Annotated in this window: 15 protein-coding genes and 3 pseudogenes; 10 read left to right on the forward strand and 8 right to left on the reverse strand. The window is 39.3% G+C overall.

What is annotated here, in order from left to right; all coding sequences use genetic code 11:
- The first annotated feature begins 152 nt into the window (after positions 1 to 152).
- The 4 genes from N4G44_RS15435 (at position 153) to N4G44_RS15450 (ending at position 4,268) form a co-directional block, all read left to right on the forward strand.
- Positions 153 to 806 carry an NAD-dependent epimerase/dehydratase family protein gene (locus tag N4G44_RS15435; protein WP_474928177.1) on the forward strand — a complete coding sequence of 218 codons (654 nt, stop codon included), beginning with the start codon at positions 153 to 155 and terminating at the stop codon, positions 804 to 806.
- On the forward strand, positions 803 to 958 hold the full coding sequence (locus tag N4G44_RS15440) for a hypothetical protein (RefSeq protein WP_155859154.1): 156 nt from the start codon (positions 803 to 805) through the stop codon (positions 956 to 958). Before N4G44_RS15435 ends, N4G44_RS15440 begins: the two co-directional genes overlap by 4 nt.
- A gap of 271 nt (positions 959 to 1,229) precedes the next feature.
- A complete protein-coding gene (locus N4G44_RS15445) occupies positions 1,230 to 1,418 on the forward strand; it encodes a hypothetical protein (protein WP_474928180.1) in 189 nt (62 codons plus the stop codon).
- Between the two features lie 444 nt (positions 1,419 to 1,862).
- On the forward strand, positions 1,863 to 4,268 hold the full coding sequence (locus N4G44_RS15450) for a choice-of-anchor I family protein (RefSeq protein ID WP_474928349.1): 2,406 nt from the start codon (positions 1,863 to 1,865) through the stop codon (positions 4,266 to 4,268).
- Positions 4,269 to 4,406: 138 nt separating this feature from the next.
- Here N4G44_RS15450 and N4G44_RS15455 read toward each other — a convergent pair.
- From N4G44_RS15455 to N4G44_RS15470, 4 genes and pseudogenes are all read right to left on the reverse strand, one after another.
- Positions 4,407 to 5,983 (reverse strand): annotated as a pseudogene (locus N4G44_RS15455) (flotillin family protein).
- 35 nt (positions 5,984 to 6,018) lie between these two features.
- Positions 6,019 to 6,585 (reverse strand): NfeD family protein, encoded by a 567-nt coding sequence (locus N4G44_RS15460; protein ID WP_474928183.1) that lies wholly within the window; start codon positions 6,583 to 6,585, stop codon positions 6,019 to 6,021.
- A gap of 153 nt (positions 6,586 to 6,738) precedes the next feature.
- Positions 6,739 to 6,987, reverse strand: a complete 249-nt coding sequence (locus N4G44_RS15465; RefSeq protein ID WP_002977212.1) for a NifU family protein — start codon at positions 6,985 to 6,987, stop codon at positions 6,739 to 6,741.
- 58 nt (positions 6,988 to 7,045) lie between these two features.
- Positions 7,046 to 8,143, reverse strand: a pseudogene (locus N4G44_RS15470) (Mrp/NBP35 family ATP-binding protein); the annotation flags it as partial.
- Positions 8,144 to 8,299: 156 nt separating this feature from the next.
- Between N4G44_RS15470 and N4G44_RS15475 the strand changes: the two are divergent.
- Positions 8,300 to 8,755 carry a hypothetical protein gene (locus N4G44_RS15475; RefSeq protein WP_474928186.1) on the forward strand — a complete coding sequence of 152 codons (456 nt, stop codon included), beginning with the start codon at positions 8,300 to 8,302 and terminating at the stop codon, positions 8,753 to 8,755.
- A 273-nt stretch (positions 8,756 to 9,028) separates the two neighbouring features.
- On the opposite strand, the gene N4G44_RS15480 is transcribed toward N4G44_RS15475, so the two are convergent.
- Entirely contained in the window at positions 9,029 to 11,371 is a 2,343-nt protein-coding gene (locus N4G44_RS15480; RefSeq protein WP_474928187.1) for a TonB-dependent receptor domain-containing protein, read from the reverse strand.
- Between the two features lie 102 nt (positions 11,372 to 11,473).
- Between N4G44_RS15480 and N4G44_RS15485 the strand changes: the two genes are divergently transcribed.
- From N4G44_RS15485 to N4G44_RS15495, 3 genes are read left to right on the forward strand one after another with little or no spacing between them, the layout of a single operon-like run.
- Positions 11,474 to 12,202 (forward strand): hypothetical protein, encoded by a 729-nt coding sequence (locus N4G44_RS15485; protein ID WP_474928189.1) that lies wholly within the window; start codon positions 11,474 to 11,476, stop codon positions 12,200 to 12,202.
- Between the two features lie 44 nt (positions 12,203 to 12,246).
- Entirely contained in the window at positions 12,247 to 12,762 is a 516-nt protein-coding gene (locus N4G44_RS15490; RefSeq protein ID WP_474928192.1) for a glycoside hydrolase domain-containing protein, read from the forward strand.
- On the forward strand, positions 12,741 to 14,273 hold the full coding sequence (locus tag N4G44_RS15495; RefSeq protein WP_474928194.1) for a discoidin domain-containing protein: 1,533 nt from the start codon (positions 12,741 to 12,743) through the stop codon (positions 14,271 to 14,273). Before N4G44_RS15490 ends, N4G44_RS15495 begins: the two co-directional genes overlap by 22 nt.
- 162 nt (positions 14,274 to 14,435) lie before the next feature.
- Here N4G44_RS15495 and N4G44_RS15500 read toward each other — a convergent pair whose 3' ends face one another.
- The 3 genes from N4G44_RS15500 to N4G44_RS15510 form a co-directional block, all read right to left on the reverse strand.
- The gene (locus N4G44_RS15500) at positions 14,436 to 14,774 is read right to left on the reverse strand and encodes a hypothetical protein (protein WP_474928195.1); all 339 of its coding nucleotides are present in this window, start codon (positions 14,772 to 14,774) and stop codon (positions 14,436 to 14,438) included.
- Between the two features lie 300 nt (positions 14,775 to 15,074).
- Complete coding sequence (locus N4G44_RS15505) at positions 15,075 to 15,773, reverse strand: phytanoyl-CoA dioxygenase family protein (protein WP_474928198.1); 699 nt, start codon at positions 15,771 to 15,773, stop codon at positions 15,075 to 15,077.
- Complete coding sequence (locus N4G44_RS15510) at positions 15,773 to 17,023, reverse strand: dicarboxylate/amino acid:cation symporter (RefSeq protein WP_474928199.1); 1,251 nt, start codon at positions 17,021 to 17,023, stop codon at positions 15,773 to 15,775. The genes N4G44_RS15505 and N4G44_RS15510 overlap by 1 nt, the downstream gene beginning before the upstream one ends.
- Positions 17,024 to 17,245: 222 nt before the next feature.
- On the opposite strand from N4G44_RS15510, the pseudogene N4G44_RS15515 reads away from it, so the two are divergent.
- Both N4G44_RS15515 and N4G44_RS15520 read left to right on the forward strand, forming a co-directional pair.
- Positions 17,246 to 17,727 (forward strand): annotated as a pseudogene (locus N4G44_RS15515) (BON domain-containing protein).
- Between the two features lie 7 nt (positions 17,728 to 17,734).
- Entirely contained in the window at positions 17,735 to 18,154 is a 420-nt protein-coding gene (locus tag N4G44_RS15520; protein WP_474928201.1) for an SH3 domain-containing protein, read from the forward strand.
- Positions 18,155 to 18,284 lie beyond the last annotated feature (130 nt).

The raw sequence follows: 18,284 nt of genomic DNA on the forward strand, positions 1-18,284 counted from the left end.
ACACCCTATAGAAACCGGCCAGCCTCTGGCCGGTTTTTGTTTTTATGTGACGTCATTGCAAGCGAAACAAAAATGTTAAAATCTAAAATTTTTACAGTAAATTTAAAGTAAAGTGAAAAGTAATACGTCTCACATAATATCAACAGAAAAAAATGAATCCAATCAAAATAATTCTTACAGGAGCAACCGGTATGGTAGGTGAAGGTGTTTTAATGGAATGCCTTGAAAATCCTGATATCTCTGAAATTCTAAGCGTAAGCAGAAAACCTTCCGGGAAAACACATGCCAAGCTCAGGGAATATCTGGTTCCCGATTTCTTATCCATAGACCTGAACGATGAAAATCTTAAGGGTTATGACGCCTGTTTTTTCTGTGCCGGGATCAGCAGTGTGGGGATGAATGAGGCGGATTACACAAAGATCACCTATGATACAACGGTTCATTTTGCCAAAGCTGTTCTGAACCAAAACCCGGACATGGTATTCAATTATGTGTCCGGAGCATCTACAGACAGTACAGAAAGTGGAAAGATGATGTGGGCAAGGGTAAAAGGAAGAACAGAAAACACTTTGAAAAAAATGGGTTTCAGGAATGCATTCAATTTCCGCCCCGGATTTATGAAACCTGTTGAGGGTCAAATCAATGTAAAATGGTTCTTTAAACCATTTATTTGGCTTTTTCCTGTTTTATTACCATCAAAATCGTTAACTTTACACGAAGTGGGCAAAGCAATGATCAACGCTGTGCATAAAGGATATCCTACCTCTACTTTGGAAATTAGGGACATTAAAAATTTAGCAATATGAGAGACATGTTAAAAAGAATAGTTCTTGTAGTTTTTGTACTTCTGGTTCTGATGGCTGTTTCAGGCTATTTCTATATGCAGAAACACCCAATGGAAGGAAAATCTTCCGCAGACAAAACCCTGAACATTTCAGGAAACCAGATCAGTAAGTGAAATACTTAAAAAGGCAAAGGCAAAACCGCTGATTTGCCCATTTGCTTTATTTTTCAGCATGGGTTATTATTTTACCTGGTATAATTTCCCATTCTTAATTCTCTGACTCATTTGCTACTCACAATTTAATCCATTCGCTTTTTAGCCTTTTTGCCATTTAACCCTTTTACCCTAACAACCGCTACCCTTTTATTAAACATTTCTTAAAATTCCATTAAAATACTTGCGATGTATAAAGTTCATTTTTGCATAAATCTAATGCAAGTAAAAAATGATCAACAATTACCTCTTAAAAGGATCTGTTATTGCCGCATTCTTCCTTCAGGGCGGTCTTTCCGGACAGACACTTATCCATTACTGGAATTTTAACAATAATACGTCCGCAGCAGCCATTACAACCCCTCCACCACTCTGGTCAGCGGATCCCTTACTGCTCTTGCCGGAGGAACCAGCCAAATAGATTTTGCGGGTGGTACCGGACAGAATTTCGATAGTGATAACTTTAATGCCAGAAACAATGATCCGTCCGGAACCCATTTAAGGTTCAACAATCCTATTGGAGGAGCATTACAGTTTAATCTTCCTACAACGGGATACAACAATCCTATTGTAAAATTTACCACAAGAAGATCTGGACAGGGGGCAGGAACCCAGACATGGTCCTATTCAACGGATGGAACTGTTTTTGTCCCTTATCAGACTGTCAGTCCCCAGGATGCCAACCCTCAACTGGTTACCTTTGATTTTTCTGCTGTTTCAGGAGTTTCCAACAATCCGAATTTTAAATTAAAAGTAGAATTTTCCGCAACGGGAGGCGGAACGGGAGGAAATAACCGTTTCGACAATTTTACAGTAGACGCCACCGCTGCCGGAGGAACAGATACCACTCCCCCGACAACAGCCTATTTCCCAACTCACAACAAATAATGCTTCTACCTCTGTAAATCCTTCAATTTCTTTTAACGAAAATGTAAGACTTGCAGATAATTCCGCGATCACCGATTCTAATGCACAAAGCCTTGTAGAATTCCGTACAGGAAATGCTTCAGGTACTCCAGTTCCCTTCACAACAACTTTCAGTAATAACAAGATCACTGTAATTCCTTCAACACCCCTTATTCCCGGGCAGATATACTATCTTTCCCTTAAACCTAGTCTGGTAGAAGACCTGAGTGATAATACCGTGACAGCTATTACATCAAGCACTTTCACCACAGCCGGGACAACGGTTTCCCTGGATAAAAATTTTATTAAGGTTGATGAAAATGCAGGAACTCTGGCGTTCAAGATCAATGTCACCAATCCTTCAGCAGCCAGTGTAAACCTTGTGGTAAAACCGGCTCCGTTCAGTACTGCAGGCAGCAGTGATTTTACATTGGCCAACCAGACGATTAATATTACACCATCTACAACAAGCTATACCGTTAATATTCCCATCATTGATGATACGCTGGAAGAACAACAGGCAGAATATTTTGTGGTAAGTCTGGAAAATCCTGCAGGTGCCACGATTTCCGGGGACAATACGGCAACCGTTTATATTGTGGATAATGATAAGCCCGTTCCCGTTCCTTCCGGGCAGATCCAGCTGAATTACCTCGGAAGTTTTGATCCTTCCGGAAACAACAATAGTTCTACGGAAATTGTTGTTCATGATCCGGCCACCCAAAAGCTATTTACCATCAGCTCCCTCACAGATGTTTTCGATATCATTGATTTCAGTAACCCAAGCTCGTTATCTGTGATCCAAACAGTGAATATGGCTCCCTATGGAGGAATTACAAGTATTGCCGTTAAAAACGGGATTATTGCGACCGCTTCTCCTAATGCAGATCCGCAGCAGAACGGCTCTGTAGTTTTCTTTGATATCAACGGGAATTTCCTGAAACAGGTTACTGTGGGTGCTCTCCCGGACATGATCACTTTCAGCCCGGACGGGACAAAAGTAATTACCGCCAATGAAGGGGAACCGAATGATGCCTACACGGTAGATCCGGAAGGCACCATCAGTATCATTGATATTTCAGGAGGTATCGGAAATCTTACTCAAAGTAATGTAACGACTCTAAATTTTAACAGTTTTGATTCTCAGGTCGCTGCTTTAACTGCAACAGGACTGAGAAAAGTAAGAACAAATAATACGCTTTCCCAGGACCTGGAACCTGAATATGTTACTGTAAGCTCAGACAGTCAGAAAGCATGGGTTACGCTTCAGGAAAATAATGCAATAGCAGAAATCAATTTAGCCACCAAATCAATTACAGGAATCTGGGGCTTGGGTAAAAAGGACATGAGCATTCCGGGTAACGGTTTTGATGCTTCAGACAATAATGGCGAAGTAGTCATTGCAAACTGGCCGGTGAAAGCCTATTACATTCCTGATGCGGTTCAGAATTACAAAATAGGAAATACCCATTATATCGTAACAGCCAATGAAGGAGATGAGAAGGACCTTTCAGGATACAGTGAAAGAACGACAGTAGGTGCAAATACCTATACCCTAGATCCGGTTTTATTTCCTCAGGCATCTGTTGTTTTAAAAGCTTCTCATAATTTAGGCAGATTCAGGGTTTCCAGTGCTACCGGAAATACGGATTCAGACTCGGATTTTGAAGAAATTGCCGCTTTGGGAGCACGCTCATTCTCAATTTTTAATGCCGATACCCAACAATTGGTTTATGACAGCGGTGACCGTTTTGAAAGGTATATTGCAGCCAAACATCCTCTGATTTTCAATGCTGACAATGAAAGCAACGGAGTTAAAAACAGAAGCCGCGCCAAAGGTCCTGAACCGGAAGGTGTTGCTCTGGCTGTCATTAACGGACAGACGTATGCTTTCATCACACTGGAAAGAACTGGTGGTGTAATGGTTTACAATATTACCGATCCCAATAATCCTACATTCACAGATTATAAGCATTCACGTTCTACCTCTGCTTACGGCGGCGACAATGGACCTGAAGGCATTACTTATATTGCTCCGGAGAACACTACCACAGGAAAAGGCTATGTGGTTATTGCCAATGAGATCAGCGGAACACTTTCCATTTATCAGGTTAGTTCTCCGGCAACATTAGGAACCGGTGAAATAAAAACAGAAAAAGCTCCATTCAATGTTTTTCCTAATCCTGTAAATAAGGGAAATACGCTTTACTTTAATAGGGTTCAGGACTATGAACTTTATGATATGTCAGGAAAAATGCTCGGAAATGAGAAAAATGCTTTAACCATAGATACTTCAAGGCTTTCCACAGGTGTTTATCTTGTAAAAACTTCTGAAGGACAATTAAAAAGAGTCGTTGTAAAGTAGAATAAATTATTTGGTTGATTAAAATTGCCCCGGCTTTCCGGGGCTTTTTATTCTTGAAAAAATTTGCTAATATTTAAAATAAACGCCTCGGGCGGAAAGCTTCGCTTTCCGCCCGAGGCGTTTTAAAATATCTTGACATTAGGCTTTCGGAGCCTCAGTTTCCGGTTTTTCCGGATTCATATCATCAAAATTCTTCTTCTCCTTTTTCTCCGGAATCGTGACAATCTCTTTCTTCACCTCATCCGGCTTTCCTTTTAGATAATCCGGTAAATTTAAGCCTGCCATATTAAACAAATCGTTTAAAGGCGGAACTGTTTTCATCATCCCGGAAACAAAATTAGCGGTAGAACTATTTCCATCCTGTCCGCTTCCACTGTCCCAAACAGTCACTTTGTCGATCTTAATATTTTTAACGGCTTCAACCTGTGTTTTAACCAATTCAGGGAGCTTTTCAATTAACAGTAACTGGAAGGCACCGTTAGTATCGCCTCCCGCAGCCTGTACTACTTTATCGTAACCTTCAGCCTGTTTGGTCAGGATTTCATAAAGACCTTTTGCTTCAGCTTCCATTTTTGCGAAGATGGCGTCTGCTTCTCCTTTTGCCTGTAATCTTAGCTTTTCTGCTTCTGCCTGGGCATCAATGATCGCTTTTTGTTTTGCAATTTCTGCATGTACTACAACGTTCGCCTGCTGTGTGGCACGTTCTCTTTCCGCCCTTGCTGCTTCTGCTTTCTGCTCGGCAAGATAAGATTCTTCCAAAGACCTTGCAGCCTGTACCTTTTCCGCCGCTGTTGCAATTCTTAATGCTTCAGCTTCTTTTTCCCTTCTTTCGGCATCGGAATTGGCAATGGTAATTTTTGCTTCGTTTTCTCCTTTTACAGCGATGGAATTGGCCAATGAAGTCGCAATTCTGGATTCTTTTTCAGCTTCTGCCTTACCGATCGACTCATCTTTTAAGGCTGCAGCAATGCTTACTTCTTTATCTTTTCTCGTGATTGCAATTTTTACATCCCTGTCTCTTTGTGTTTCTGCAATCTGGGTATCTTTTCCCTGTCTGCAACCGCTTTCCCGGTTTCCCCGATCTTAGTTTGCTCTGCAACGCTGATGATCGCTTCATTGATCGCTTTTGCAGCTGCTTCTTTACCCAAAGCTTCAATATATCCTGATTCGTCTCTGATATCGGTAACGTTGACGTTGATCAGCTTTAAACCGATTTTCTTTAATTCCGTATCTACGTTTTTAGAAATATTATCTAAAAATTTATCCCTGTCTGAATTGATCTCTTCAATCGTCATGGTGGCAATAACCAAACGCAGCTGTCCGAAAAGAATATCTTTGGAAAGCTCCTGGATCTGCTCCTGAGATAGTCCCAATAATCTTTCCGCAGCATTTCCCATAGAATCAGGCTCCGTAGAAATTGCAATGGTAAATCTACAAGGTACATCGACACGAATATTCTGCCTTGATAAGGCATTCGTAAGATTAGCTTCAATAGAGATGGGTTTAAGGTCAAGATAAGCATAATCCTGGATTACAGGCCAGACAAATGCACCTCCACCGTGGATACATTTGGCAGAGCTGCCTCCCGTTTTCCCGTAAATAACCAAAATCTTATCCGACGGACATCTTTTATACCTCGAAATAAGGGCTAAGAACGTGACGAATAATACAAGTACAATAACTAATGTAAGAATAAGAGTTCCTGGTATTGCCATAAATAGTTTTTATAAAATGGTTGATAATGTAATGATTAAATTTTTGAAACGACAAGGATCTTGTCATAGATGTAAGTTACCCTTACCGAATCTCCGGAAGGAATATTTTCTTTTTCTTCTGTCATGGCCGGAAGTTCGTGGCTGGTTCCGTTCACAGAGATCGTAATTTTCCCTTTGCCACTCATATTTGCAGGAATGGTAAGATAAACTTCTCCTGCTCTTCCGATGAGATTTTCCTGTTTAAATGTATTGTCTTCGGTAAGCTTGAGAATCTGCATAATAAGGATAAAGAACAGAAATATAAATCCGCCCCCTATTAGCACAGCCACAAAAATCAGCAGTAATTTGTTTCCGATTGAACTATAAAACGCTACCCCGCTCCATCCGAAGCCCAGAAGGAAATTGATGAGATTTCTGAAAGAAAATAACTGAAATGGGCTGTCAGCATGACTGTCTCCACTAAAATCAGCGTGTGTAACATCTCCGTGACCGCCTCCGGTAAAAGTAAGAACCGTTTGAATTAAAAAGATAAAACTGGCCGCTATAGCCGTATACCAGAACCCCTGATGAAGCGGTTCTAAATTTTGTAAAAATTCAAACATAAGATGCGTTTTTCACAAATATAGCTAAAAATAATCAATAAAGCCAATAAAAAACGCTATAAAACAGTCAGATGCAAAGGTGTAAATAATGGTAATAAAACAAAAAAAGACAGGCTGAAAAACCTGTCTTTAAAAAATATTTCGTGTAATTTTTTACTCTACATTGATTACTTTTTCAATTTCCGGCGCATGTTGCTTGATTGTATTTTCAACGCCCAGTTTCAGGGTTGAAAAATTCAGCGAACACCCGGAGCAGTTTCCCAGAAGTTTTACAAAAACCTGGTTATCCTTCACGTCAATAAGCTCAATATCGCCTCCATCCTTATTCAGGAAGGGCCTGATGCTTTCCAGAGCTTCCATTACTCTCGTTACTGTATCTTCGTGTGTTATATTTGTTTCCATATTTTTCTTCGTTCAATTCGGTTCTTTTCAAACTTAATTGAAAATAATTATTTTTAGCTTTCGGCGAGCATCCTGCCATGGTCGAAATCTTTACAGCTTCAGTAGGCGGAAGGTTTTTGTTTCTTTCTACAAGGCTTTCTACCATATTTCTTGCTGCTTCCGTGTAAATTTCTGCAATTTTAGAGCCTTCCTGAAGCGCTGCAGGTCTTCCTACGTCTCCGGCTTCTCTTATGCTCTGAATCAAAGGAATCTCTCCCAGTACCGGAATTCCCAGATCTTCAGCAAGATACTGAGCTCCCTGCTGTCCAAAGATATAGTATTTGTTCTCAGGAAGTTCTGCCGGTGTAAAATACGCCATATTTTCGATTAATCCAAGAACAGGAATATTAATGCTCTCCATCTGGAACATTGCAATCCCTTTTCTTACGTCTGCCAACGCTACGTGCTGAGGTGTACTTACAATCACAGCACCTGTTACCGGTACTTCCTGGATGATTGACAAATGGATATCTCCGGTTCCCGGAGGAAGGTCGATCAAAAGGAAATCAAGCTCTCCCCAAGCTGCATCTCTGATCATCTGGTTCAAAGCTTTTGAAGCCATAGGACCTCTCCACACCACAGCCTGATTGGCTCCTGAGAAATATCCTATAGACAGCATTTTAACCCCGTAATTTTCTATAGGCTTCATCATGCTTTTTCCGTTAACTTCTACAGAAAGTGGCTTTTCTCCTTCCGTATCGAGCATGGTAGGAACAGACGGTCCGTAGATATCAGCATCCAGTAATCCTACTTTGAAACCCATTTTGGCTAAAGTAACTGCCATATTTGCAGCCACAGTAGATTTTCCTACCCCTCCTTTTCCGGAAGCAATAGCAATAATATTCTGAATTCCCGGAATCTGCTTGCCTTTGATCTGGCTTTGCTGGATCTCGCTAGGCTCCGGAGAAACAATTTTAAGTTTTAGCTGGATGTCTTCACCAAACTCACTGGCAAAAGCCTGTTTCATGGCAGCTTCCAGTTTTTTCTTTTCGTGCATGGCTGGTGAGTGGGCTGTCATGTCAATATAAACATCATTGCCAATAATCTGAAAATTACTCACCAAATCATCTACTTCTATCTCTTTAAGGAAATCTTGAACCTTTTCTTTCGTCAACATATAAATATAAATTGTTCACAAATTTACGGATTTTTTCGATAATTTAGAATCAATAAAATCTATAACCTGATGTGATAAATAAGATGACAAAAATAAGCCCGTCTATTTCTTATCTTCCTCCTTATCATATCGTTTCACCTTGATAAAACAGAATCTATGAGCGCAACTGACTATCCCTCTAAATATGCATCTCCCAAAGGAATTTTCACTCTTGGCAGAACCAGGTTCAAATGGTATAACCTAGCAGAAGATCCTTCTGTTATTTCTTCTCAGGATATCATCAATGCCAAAGCATGTATTGAAACTGCCGATGAAAATTTCCGGGACAAAGATGACCTCGGATTTGTCATCATGCACAGATGCGGCGAAAATTATCTGCTGTTGGTCTGCACATGGAGAAGTGAAAACGAACTATGGGAAAGCGTTTATTACGACGGTTCCGGAGCATTTGAGGTCTGGGACAGAAAAAACATTCACATTCCTACTTATTGTGTTTGGGAAATGGGGATTGTTTACCATGAATCCAGAGCCTGGAAAAAATTTCTGGGAACAGAACGTACGGAAGTATATCAGCAAAATTATTTGAATGATCTTTTCGAAGGAGAAGTGTAGGGTTTTGAGATTAAAAGATTAAAAGATTAAAAAATTGAAAGATTGAAAGATTGAAAGATTGAAAGATTGAGATTGCTGACTATTCAATAGGAATGGGCTTTAGCCCATTTTATATATATTAAACATCCGTCAAGGCTTTAGCCAAAATATAAGTTCGTCATTTTTTAAGCCTTATTATTTGTGTCCATTCGTGAAATCTGTGGCAAAAAACTCAAACACCAAGCTTTTAAGCACTTTAGTTTTTTAAGTTTAAAATAATTTCTACCAATCTTTTTAATTAGCCCTGTTTTTCTCATCAAATCTCACATTACGGTCCGTTCCTTTTACTTTTTTGTTACCAAAAGTATAGGTTGCAGATAAAGTAAGCCTTCTTGCATCATAATAATTATTGTAATAATGAGTTCCGGTTGTATAATAGATCTCTCCCCTGCTCCTCGACTGTTTGAAAATATCGGAAACAAATAAATTCATCTGAAGACTTTTTTCCATAAGGTTCAGCTTAAGTCCGGATGTAAAATTTCCTGCAAAATCCATATACACATTCCCGGAATTGGATGGCAGCCGGAACCAGTAATTAAAGATAAGCTGTACCGTTTTACTTTTATTCAGTGACAGATTATTCTGGAAATTAAAATCATAACTGCTTCCTTTTCTGGATGCGGCATCGGTAGAAAAGACTTTCGTTTCCATATAAGACAGGTCCGCGGCATAATTGGCTTCCCAGAATTTAAAGAAAGTATCTGAATAATTGATGGTAACTCCCATACTGTTCTGGTTATAAAAATTCTCAAATGTACTGATACGGTTCTCCCCCTGAAGGTTCACCAGCTGGTCAAATGCGTCTACTGTTCTCTGGAAATAGGCTGAAGTAGACAATTTTCCTCTGTAAACATGGGACAGCTCAAAATTATGATTGATAGAGGGTTTCAAAAGAGGATTTCCGGTAAAATACGAGTTAACATTGATGTACCAGCGATAGGGATTAATCGCCCGGAACCCTGGTCTGTTGATCCTTTTTGAATAATTTAAGCTGAATGTATTGTTCTCATTGCTTTTATAGGTAACATAAGCCGTTGGAAAGAATTTTCCGTAGGAATTTTCTGTCTGCTGACCTGAGGTTACAGAATTTCCGTTTACTGTAGAATATTCATAACGGATGCCTGCTTTTGCCGACCATTTTTCATTGAAATCTTTTTCGAAGCTCAGATAGGCAGCGTAATTCTTCTCGTTGTATTCAAATACATTGCTTTTTAAAGGATCTGTGACAAAGCTTCCATCAGTAAAATTCTGATAAGAAATGTCTGAATTGTTATCAAAATTGGTAAACTTTATTCCCGTTTCCGTCTTCACAAACTGAAAAGGCAATGTAAGATCCGCCTGCCCTGAATAAATTTTATAATCGACTGTAGAAGGCGTCCTTACTACAAAACTGTCTCCGGAACTTTCCGTTGTGGTAAAATCAATAAAGCTCTTCGGAATATTGGAAAAATAATTTCCCGTAATGCTCAGTTTATTGTCCTGCTTACCGAATTTTAGGTCATAATAGGCACTTATAGTCTGCTGTCTGTTCTTCGCACGGTGTTCTGCATAGGTAGAAAGCGTATTTGTATAGTTTCCGTTCTGAAAATAATCCGAAGTATTCGTAATATCCATATTGGAATGCCCGACTCCCTGCTCATAAATAAATCCAACATTCGATTTAGGATTAAGCTGATAATCGACACTTAAGCCTCCTCCCAATCCGTTTCCGAAATCCCTCCTGTCGTCAGAACTTTTAAGTCCTTCTGGTCCTTCGATGGTATAATTTTCATAGGCATGTTTTTCACTTTTATTTTGCCTCAACTTCAGTGATGCCCGCAATTTTTCATTCTGATAATTGATGGTGGCACTATTGGAGGTTCCTGTGTAAGTCTGCTGCTGAAGCCCTGTGGTAAGGCTTCCGCTCCAACCCAGGTTCTGGTTTTTCTTTAAAACAATATTGATCAGTCCGCTGTTTCCCTGTGCTTCATATTTTGCCGGCGGAGTGGTAATTACTTCAATTTTTTCAATATTCTCAGACCTTAAATTTTTAAGATATGCCACCAGCTCATTTCCCGAAAGATTAAGCATTCTTTCATTCACCATTACCGCAACCCCACTTTTCCCTGCAATAGAAATTCCTGAATTATCATCTACTTTAAGCAGTGGTGTGGTTGCCAGAGCTTCGGCTCCGTCCATTCCCTGTGAAGCAACAGAATTGGAGACATTAAAGACCAGTCTGTCGGCTTTTCTCTCAATAAGCTTTTTTCTGGCGGTCAACGTAACTCCTTCAATCTGTTTTTCCTGTTTCTTCTCAATGAAAAAGTCCTGCTTTATGTCGCCGTTTACCGTAATATCTGATGTGGATATTTCTGCTCCGTCCTGTATTAATCTGATATTATAAATTCCGTTTTCAGGAAGTTTAAGCGTATAATTCCCTTTTTCATCCGAAATAGCAGACTGCCTCTTCTGATCTTTAGAAGCTATGATTTCTATGTATGAACCCGAATTCCCTGTTTGTGTAATTTTTCCTGTTATACGCTGTGAAAAAGCAAGTACAGGCAACAGCATAACCACCGAAAGTAGTATTCTCTTCATTTATTTTGTAGTAATAGTTTTTAATAAGACAATCTTTATCATTTTTTTGTTACATAGTATTCTGTAGTTTTTTCAATATATTCGTTGGTATAAATTGATGTTATGAAAAACAGACTGGCGGTTTTCTCCCTATTCATTGCCCAGCTTATCTATTCCCAGGATTATTCTCAATATGTAAACCCATTCATAGGCACGGGAGGCCACGGCCATACGTTTCCGGGAGCTATTGTTCCTTTCGGTATGGTACAGCTTTCACCGGACACCCGGATTGACGGCAGCTGGGACGGCTGCAGCGGGTATCATTATTCGGATAGTGTGATCTACGGTTTTTCCCACACTCATTTGAATGGTACGGGAGTTTCAGATTACGGTGATATTATGCTGATGCCAACAATGGGAAATGTGAGCCTGAACAGCAAAGATTATTCATCTAAATTTTCACATAAAAATGAGAAGGCATCCGCCGGATTTTATTCCGTCAAATTAGATAAAAACAATATTGACGTCCGTCTTACCACTACAAAAAGGGTCGGTTATCACGAATATACTTTTAATAACGGAGGAAAAGCCCATATCATCCTGGATCTGAACCACAGGGATAAGCTTTTGCAAGGTGAAGTAAAGATCATTGATGATAAAACCATTGAGGTTTTCAGGAGAAGTGAAGCCTGGGCAGCCAACCAGTATATCTACGCCAGAATTGAGTTTTCAAAACCGATGAAAATTTCAAAAAAGAAGTCAACGGAAAGCAGGAGGATAAGCTTTTTACCGGAACAAAACTGGCTCTGGCCTTCTCATCGGATGTCAAAAAAGGAGAAAAAATCAGCGTAAAAGTAGCCATTTCCCCAACAGGCTATGAAGGAACCGAAAAAAATATGCTTGCAGAAGGAAAATCAGGTGATTTTGAATCTGTAAGAAAGCAGGCTGAATCCGACTGGAACAAGGAACTTTCAAAAATTGAAGTAAAATCGGATGATAAGGATAAACTTTCTGTTTTCTACACGGCTTTATACCATGTTTTTACCCAGCCGAACATCAATATGGATGTGGACGGAAGATACAGGGGCCGGGACAATAAGCTTTATACAGCCAACGGTTTTGATTATTATTCCGTATTCTCTCTCTGGGATACCTTCAGGGCTGCTCATCCGCTGATGACACTGATCGACAGAAAAAGAACAGCAGATTTTATCAATACATTTATCAAGCAATATGAACAGGGAGGAAAACTGCCGGTCTGGGAGCTGGCCTCGAACGAAACGGAATGTATGATCGGTTACCACTCTGTTTCTGTAATTGCAGATGCCATGGCCAAAGGGATCAAAGGATTTGATTATGAAAAAGCATTTGAAGCTTCAAAAATTCTGCCATGCTGGATATTTTCGGTTTAAATGCATACAAGCAGAATAATTACATCAGCATGGATGATGAGCCTGAAAGTGTTTCCAAAACAGTGGAATATGCCTATGATGACTGGTGTATTGCACAAATGGCAAAGATTTTAGGCAAAAAAGAAGATTATCAGTATTTCATGAAACGCTCGCAAAACTGGAAAAACCTTTATAATCCGGCCAATGGTTTTATGCAGCCCAGAAAGAACGGAAGCTGGTATGAGCCTTTTGACCCAAGGGAGGTGAATAATAATTATACAGAAGGTAATTCCTGGCATTATTCCTATTCCGTTCAGCAGGACATTCCCGGTTTGATCGCAGCCCATGGCGGAAAGGAAAAGTTTGAACAGTTTATTGATGCTATTTTTACGGCTCCGGATAAAACCACAGGCCGGGAGCAGGCGGATATTACAGGTTTAATGGGTCAGTATGCACAAGGTAATGAGCCGAGCCATCACATCGCTTATCTGTACAATTATGTAGGAAAACCGGAAAAAACAGATGCCAAAATTAAATACATTCTTGATAATTTCTATAAAAATTCACCGGACGGTCTTATTGGAAACGAAGACTGCGGCCAGATGAGTGCATGGTATATTTTAAGTTCGCTGGGAATTTACTCAGTTACTCCGGGACTTCCGGAATGGCAAACAACCACACCTTATTTTGATGAGGTTAAAATTCATCTTGAGGACGGCACTACAAAAGTGATTACAAAAAATACCGGCAGAGTCGAGCTTCAGAAATTAGGCTTTGAAAATATCAAACCTGCAAAGGATTTTAAATATCCGCAACTGACTGCTGCGCCGGTAATTGCATCCGACAGGATTTTCGATTTCTCTGCAAAAGTACAAATCACTCCATTGAATCCTGGTGATAAAGTGTATTACATGACCTTAAGTGACAGTGATGTAAACGTAAGAAAAACCTTTACAGCCTATAAAGGACCGTTCACCATCAGTAAAACGACACAGGTTCAAGCTTATTCGGAAAGAAACGGTGAGAAAAGTTCGGTAACAGTAGCCAATTTCAGCAGAAGACCCAATTACTGGGATATCACCGTCCATTCAAAAGTAAATCCACAGTATACCGCGGGTGGGAAACTGGCACTTATCGACGGAATTAATGGTGACGTGAATTGGAGAAAAGGAGACTGGCAGGGTTACCAGGGACAGGATTTTGAAGCTGTTATTGACCTGAAATCACCTCAGCAGATCACAAAACTATCTTCCACCTATCTTCAGGACAGCAAAGCATGGATTTTAATGCCTAAAAAAGTAGAATATTATGCATCCATGAACGGTAAAGATTTTATTCTTCTGAAAAGCATTGACAATACGATTGATGCTAAAGATGAAAAAGTACAGATCAAAGATTTCGGAGCAGAAATTCTACCTACTGAAGCCCGCTATATCAAAGTAAAAACTTATTATTTCGGGAAACTGCCGGCATGGCACCAAGGTGCCGGCGGTGAAGCGCATATTTTTGTGGATGAGATTTCTGTGAAATAATTCTAGGATTAAATGGTATAAAATACCCCTTTTGAACATATCAAAAGGGGTTATTTTTATCAGGATGCTTCTACTCCGCTCAGCATGACATTTCTAATACTATTATTTTAAACATCATGTTGAATATTGTCATGCTGAGCGGAGTAGAAGCATTTATTTATCTCAGAAAATAGACTCTCCGTCTAATCCGTACAAATCCAGAACACCAGGCGCAATTTTCAAGTCAGGTCTGAAAATAATAATTCCTTTTATAAAATGTTTTTTCAGTGCATTTCCATTAGTAATGATAAAGTCTGCATTTAAATTAAAAGCCTGTAATACTGTTTTATTCAACATCTCATCAAACAAATAAAAACACAAATTCATATCCGTATCTGTCTGATCCATCGGAATAAATACGTCATATTTTCCGTTTTCAGGATTGGGCATCAACTCGCTATATTTTATTGACCTTACCAGATTTTCATTACTGTAATCGTGAATTCCCTGGCCGTCTATCACTACATGAGTTATTTTCTTTCCTGTTTTTTTCTGTCTTTGTTTAATCAGCCACCATACAAACAGCCCAATAATTAATATTATCAGTATAACAACTAAAATCTTAACTTCTAATATAATTTCCCATGAATTCAATGTAAATACCGCCATTACTATCACCAGCAGCGGTGCCACCACCAATATGGAAAATAAAACCTTAATAACTACAGTCCAGGTTTTTGAAGTTTTTGAATGAATGCTTGGAAAGTTATTTTTTCTAATGGCATTTCACTACTGAATTTTAGTTATTTTTTTCTGACCAGCTCATTGTTCCGGCAGCTCCATATCAGAAAATTCTATATGAATCACTCTCCTCCTCCTTCCATCTGTGGTTCTGTTGGACCCGTGAAGTATTAAGGGTTTCATAATCATAATTCCGCCTTTTTCTACCTTGCAAATTTCTTCAGTTTCCACATTCCAATCAATAGTCTCGGGTCTGTAAATTCCTTTGGCGTGTGATTCGGGAACGACTTTCAATGCTCCATTATTTTCGTCGGTATCATCCAGATGGATTCTTATGGTGTAAATATTTTCAAGAACAGACAGAGGTGGCTGCACAGCAAACTGGTTTTTCTTTGTCGTCCATGGACCAAAACCCGGCATTTCAAGTTTTTTATCTACCGAAATGGTAAGATCCTGATGATAGGCAACATACCAGTTTGAAGTTTCCGGCTTATCAAAATAAATGCTTTTTATCACAAAATATTTTTCTCCAAAAAGTTCTCTGATAATAGCTTTGACATTATTATTAAGCACAAGACTTTTAATTTCCGGAACTTCCTTCAAAAACTGTCTCACCGCGAAAAGGTCATCAGATTTTCTAAAGTTTTCTGCGGATGTATCTGTATTTTGAATAACCTCTGTTATCTTTTCGATTTCATCATCAGTAAATACCGAATTAATTACTGTAAAGCCATTTTTGAGAACAATTTCTTTATGGCTTTGTAAATTTTGCCGTGTCATCAAACTTCCTGAGGTGTATTCTCAAGCTGTCCTTCCCATTTGGAAACGGCTGAAGTCGCCAGTGCATTTCCTAATACATTTGTCATACTTCTACCCATGTCGCAGAAATGGTCAATTGGCAGGATCAAAGCAATACCTTCCGGCGGAATTCCAAACATGGAACATGTCGCAACGATAATCACCAGGGAAGCTCTCGGAACACCCGCAATCCCTTTTGAGGTAAGCATCAGCACAAGAAGCATAGTAATTTGCTGCCCCAGCTCCATTTCAATCCCGTAGATCTGGGCTATAAAGATGGAAGCAAACGTCATATACATCATACTTCCGTCAAGGTTAAATGAATATCCCAATGGCAGGATGAAAGATACTACCCTGTTATTACATCCGAATTTTTCAAGCTCTTCCACCAGTTTCGGGAAAACGGCTTCAGAACTTGTTGTAGAGAACGCAATCAGTAACGGAGCTTTGATTCTTTTTAATAATTCAAAAAGACGGTTTCCTAAAATAAGGTAACCCACCAGGAGAAGTACAAGCCAAAGTACACCTAGAGCAAAGAAAAAGTCTCTGAGGTAAACTGCATACACTTTAAATATCTGAAACCCGTTCACGGCCACTACAGCTGCAATAGCTCCCAAAACACCAAGCGGGGCAAACCACATGATATAACCCACCATTTTAAGAATAGCATGGGCAATGATATCAAAAAGTTTAACCACCGGTTTTGAATATTCTTCCCCCAAATTGGCAAGTGCTACCCCAAACATAATGGAAAAGACTACAATCTGAAGTACCTCATTCGTTGCAAAGGCTTCAAATAAACTTTTAGGAATCATGTGCTTTACAAAGTCTTCCAGAGAGAAACTCTTACTGGTTTTCAAAAGATCTTCAGCAGCGGCGGCATCCTGGATAGGCAGTTTGGTTACGTGCCCAGGCTCAAGCCAGTTCACCAGCATCAATCCTATAAAAAGAGAAACCAGGGAAGCCGTAATAAACCACAGCATTGCTTTCGTTCCTACTCTTCCAATCATTTTGATATCGCTCATTTTGGCAATTCCTACTACCAGGGTTGTAAAAACCAGCGGCGCGATGATCATCTGTACGAGCCTGATGAAAACCGTTCCCAGCAGTTTGATATTCTTGGAAAAAGGTTCCGCACTCTCCGGATACTGCAGGTGTACCATACCTCCGATTCCTACTCCCAGGATAAGTGCAACGATAATGGCAATAAAAAGTTTATTTTGTCCTTTCATATAAATAGTTCAATTCCCACAAATATAATAGTTTTTCAATTGGTACAAGATTTTGTCTGAATCCGGTTAACTTAAGATTAAGTTTATAATACATTAAAATTAAATCGCTGATTTCGAAAATATTGTAAAAATTTTAAGAAACATTTATTGAGTTTTTATTCTTTTGGTACAAATTTTATTATTACATTTGATTGTATTAACAACATTAATAAATATACAACTATGAAAAAAACTATCGCAATGTCTGCATTAGCTGTAGCTATATCTTTTGGAGCGGTTTCTTGTAAAAAGAAAATTTCTGATGCCGATCTTCAGACTCAGGCTACAACTGTGGTAACTTCTAATCCCAATGCTTCTGTGGAAGTAAAAGACGGAGTTGCTCATTTAAGCGGAACTTTCGCTGATCAGCAGTCTAAAGATGCCATGATCGCAAAATTAAAAGCTATCAACGGAGTAAAAGACGTAATGGATATGTCTACTGTAGCAGCTCCAGCTGCACCTGTAGAAACTACAACAGCTGTAGACCCTGCAGTTCAGAAAAAGTTCAGGATGCTGTTAAAGATTTCCCTTCTGTAAAAGTAGAAGTTGTAAACGGACAGCTTACCCTTACAGGAAATGTTTCAGGCCTTCAGGCAAGAAAAATCAAAGAATCTGTAGATGCTTTGAAAATCGGAAAGTATAACAATAATCTAGTGGTAAAATAATTTTAAGATGAGCACATTACAAGATAAATATTCAAGCGTAGTTTCAGCAGCACAGTCTGCCGGAATTTCTAATCTTCAGGTTCAGGAGCAGGATGGTATTCTTTATGTTTCAGGAAGCGCTTCCAATACAGCTGCAAAAGACGCAGTATGGAATGCTTTAGGAACCATTGATTCTACTTATTCCGCTTCAGACATCAATATCGATGTACAGGTAACCGGATTGGCTTCAGGTGCTTCTTTAACAGTTGCTACTGAAGATTCTAACCTGAACATCAGACAGGAGCCTTCTACTGAAGCTGCTGTAGTAGGAAAAGCTGCGAAAGGTTCATCGGTAACTTTAATCGAGCAGACTTCTGATGACTGGTGGAAAGTGAAAACTGATGACGGTCAGGAAGGATATGCTTATTCAAGATATTTAAGAGCATAATTTTTGAAAAACTTATTTCAAAAAAACAATACAGACATCCCCACTTGGGGATGTTTTTTTATAATAATCTCTCGCAGATCAAGCAGATCAAGCAGATGTTTGTGTTTTATATGATACTGAAAAGAAGAGA

The sequence above is a fragment of the Chryseobacterium sp. GTID13 genome (assembly GCF_056172655.1).

What these genes read in the sequence shown, in the direction of transcription:
- N4G44_RS15435 (WP_474928177.1), top strand. Translation starts at nt 153, where the DNA reads ATGAATCCAATCAAAATAATTCTTACAGGAGCAACCGGTATGGTAGGT.
- N4G44_RS15440 (WP_155859154.1), top strand. Translation starts at nt 803, where the DNA reads ATGAGAGACATGTTAAAAAGAATAGTTCTTGTAGTTTTTGTACTTCTG.
- N4G44_RS15445 (WP_474928180.1), top strand. Translation starts at nt 1,230, where the DNA reads ATGATCAACAATTACCTCTTAAAAGGATCTGTTATTGCCGCATTCTTC.
- N4G44_RS15460 (WP_474928183.1), bottom strand. Translation starts at nt 6,585, where the DNA reads ATGTTTGAATTTTTACAAAATTTAGAACCGCTTCATCAGGGGTTCTGG.
- N4G44_RS15465 (WP_002977212.1), bottom strand. Translation starts at nt 6,987, where the DNA reads ATGGAAACAAATATAACACACGAAGATACAGTAACGAGAGTAATGGAA.
- N4G44_RS15475 (WP_474928186.1), top strand. Translation starts at nt 8,300, where the DNA reads ATGAGCGCAACTGACTATCCCTCTAAATATGCATCTCCCAAAGGAATT.
- N4G44_RS15480 (WP_474928187.1), bottom strand. Translation starts at nt 11,371, where the DNA reads ATGAAGAGAATACTACTTTCGGTGGTTATGCTGTTGCCTGTACTTGCT.
- N4G44_RS15485 (WP_474928189.1), top strand. Translation starts at nt 11,474, where the DNA reads ATGAAAAACAGACTGGCGGTTTTCTCCCTATTCATTGCCCAGCTTATC.
- N4G44_RS15490 (WP_474928192.1), top strand. Translation starts at nt 12,247, where the DNA reads ATGCTTGCAGAAGGAAAATCAGGTGATTTTGAATCTGTAAGAAAGCAG.
- N4G44_RS15495 (WP_474928194.1), top strand. Translation starts at nt 12,741, where the DNA reads ATGCTGGATATTTTCGGTTTAAATGCATACAAGCAGAATAATTACATC.
- N4G44_RS15505 (WP_474928198.1), bottom strand. Translation starts at nt 15,773, where the DNA reads ATGACACGGCAAAATTTACAAAGCCATAAAGAAATTGTTCTCAAAAAT.
- N4G44_RS15510 (WP_474928199.1), bottom strand. Translation starts at nt 17,023, where the DNA reads ATGAAAGGACAAAATAAACTTTTTATTGCCATTATCGTTGCACTTATC.
- N4G44_RS15520 (WP_474928201.1), top strand. Translation starts at nt 17,735, where the DNA reads ATGAGCACATTACAAGATAAATATTCAAGCGTAGTTTCAGCAGCACAG.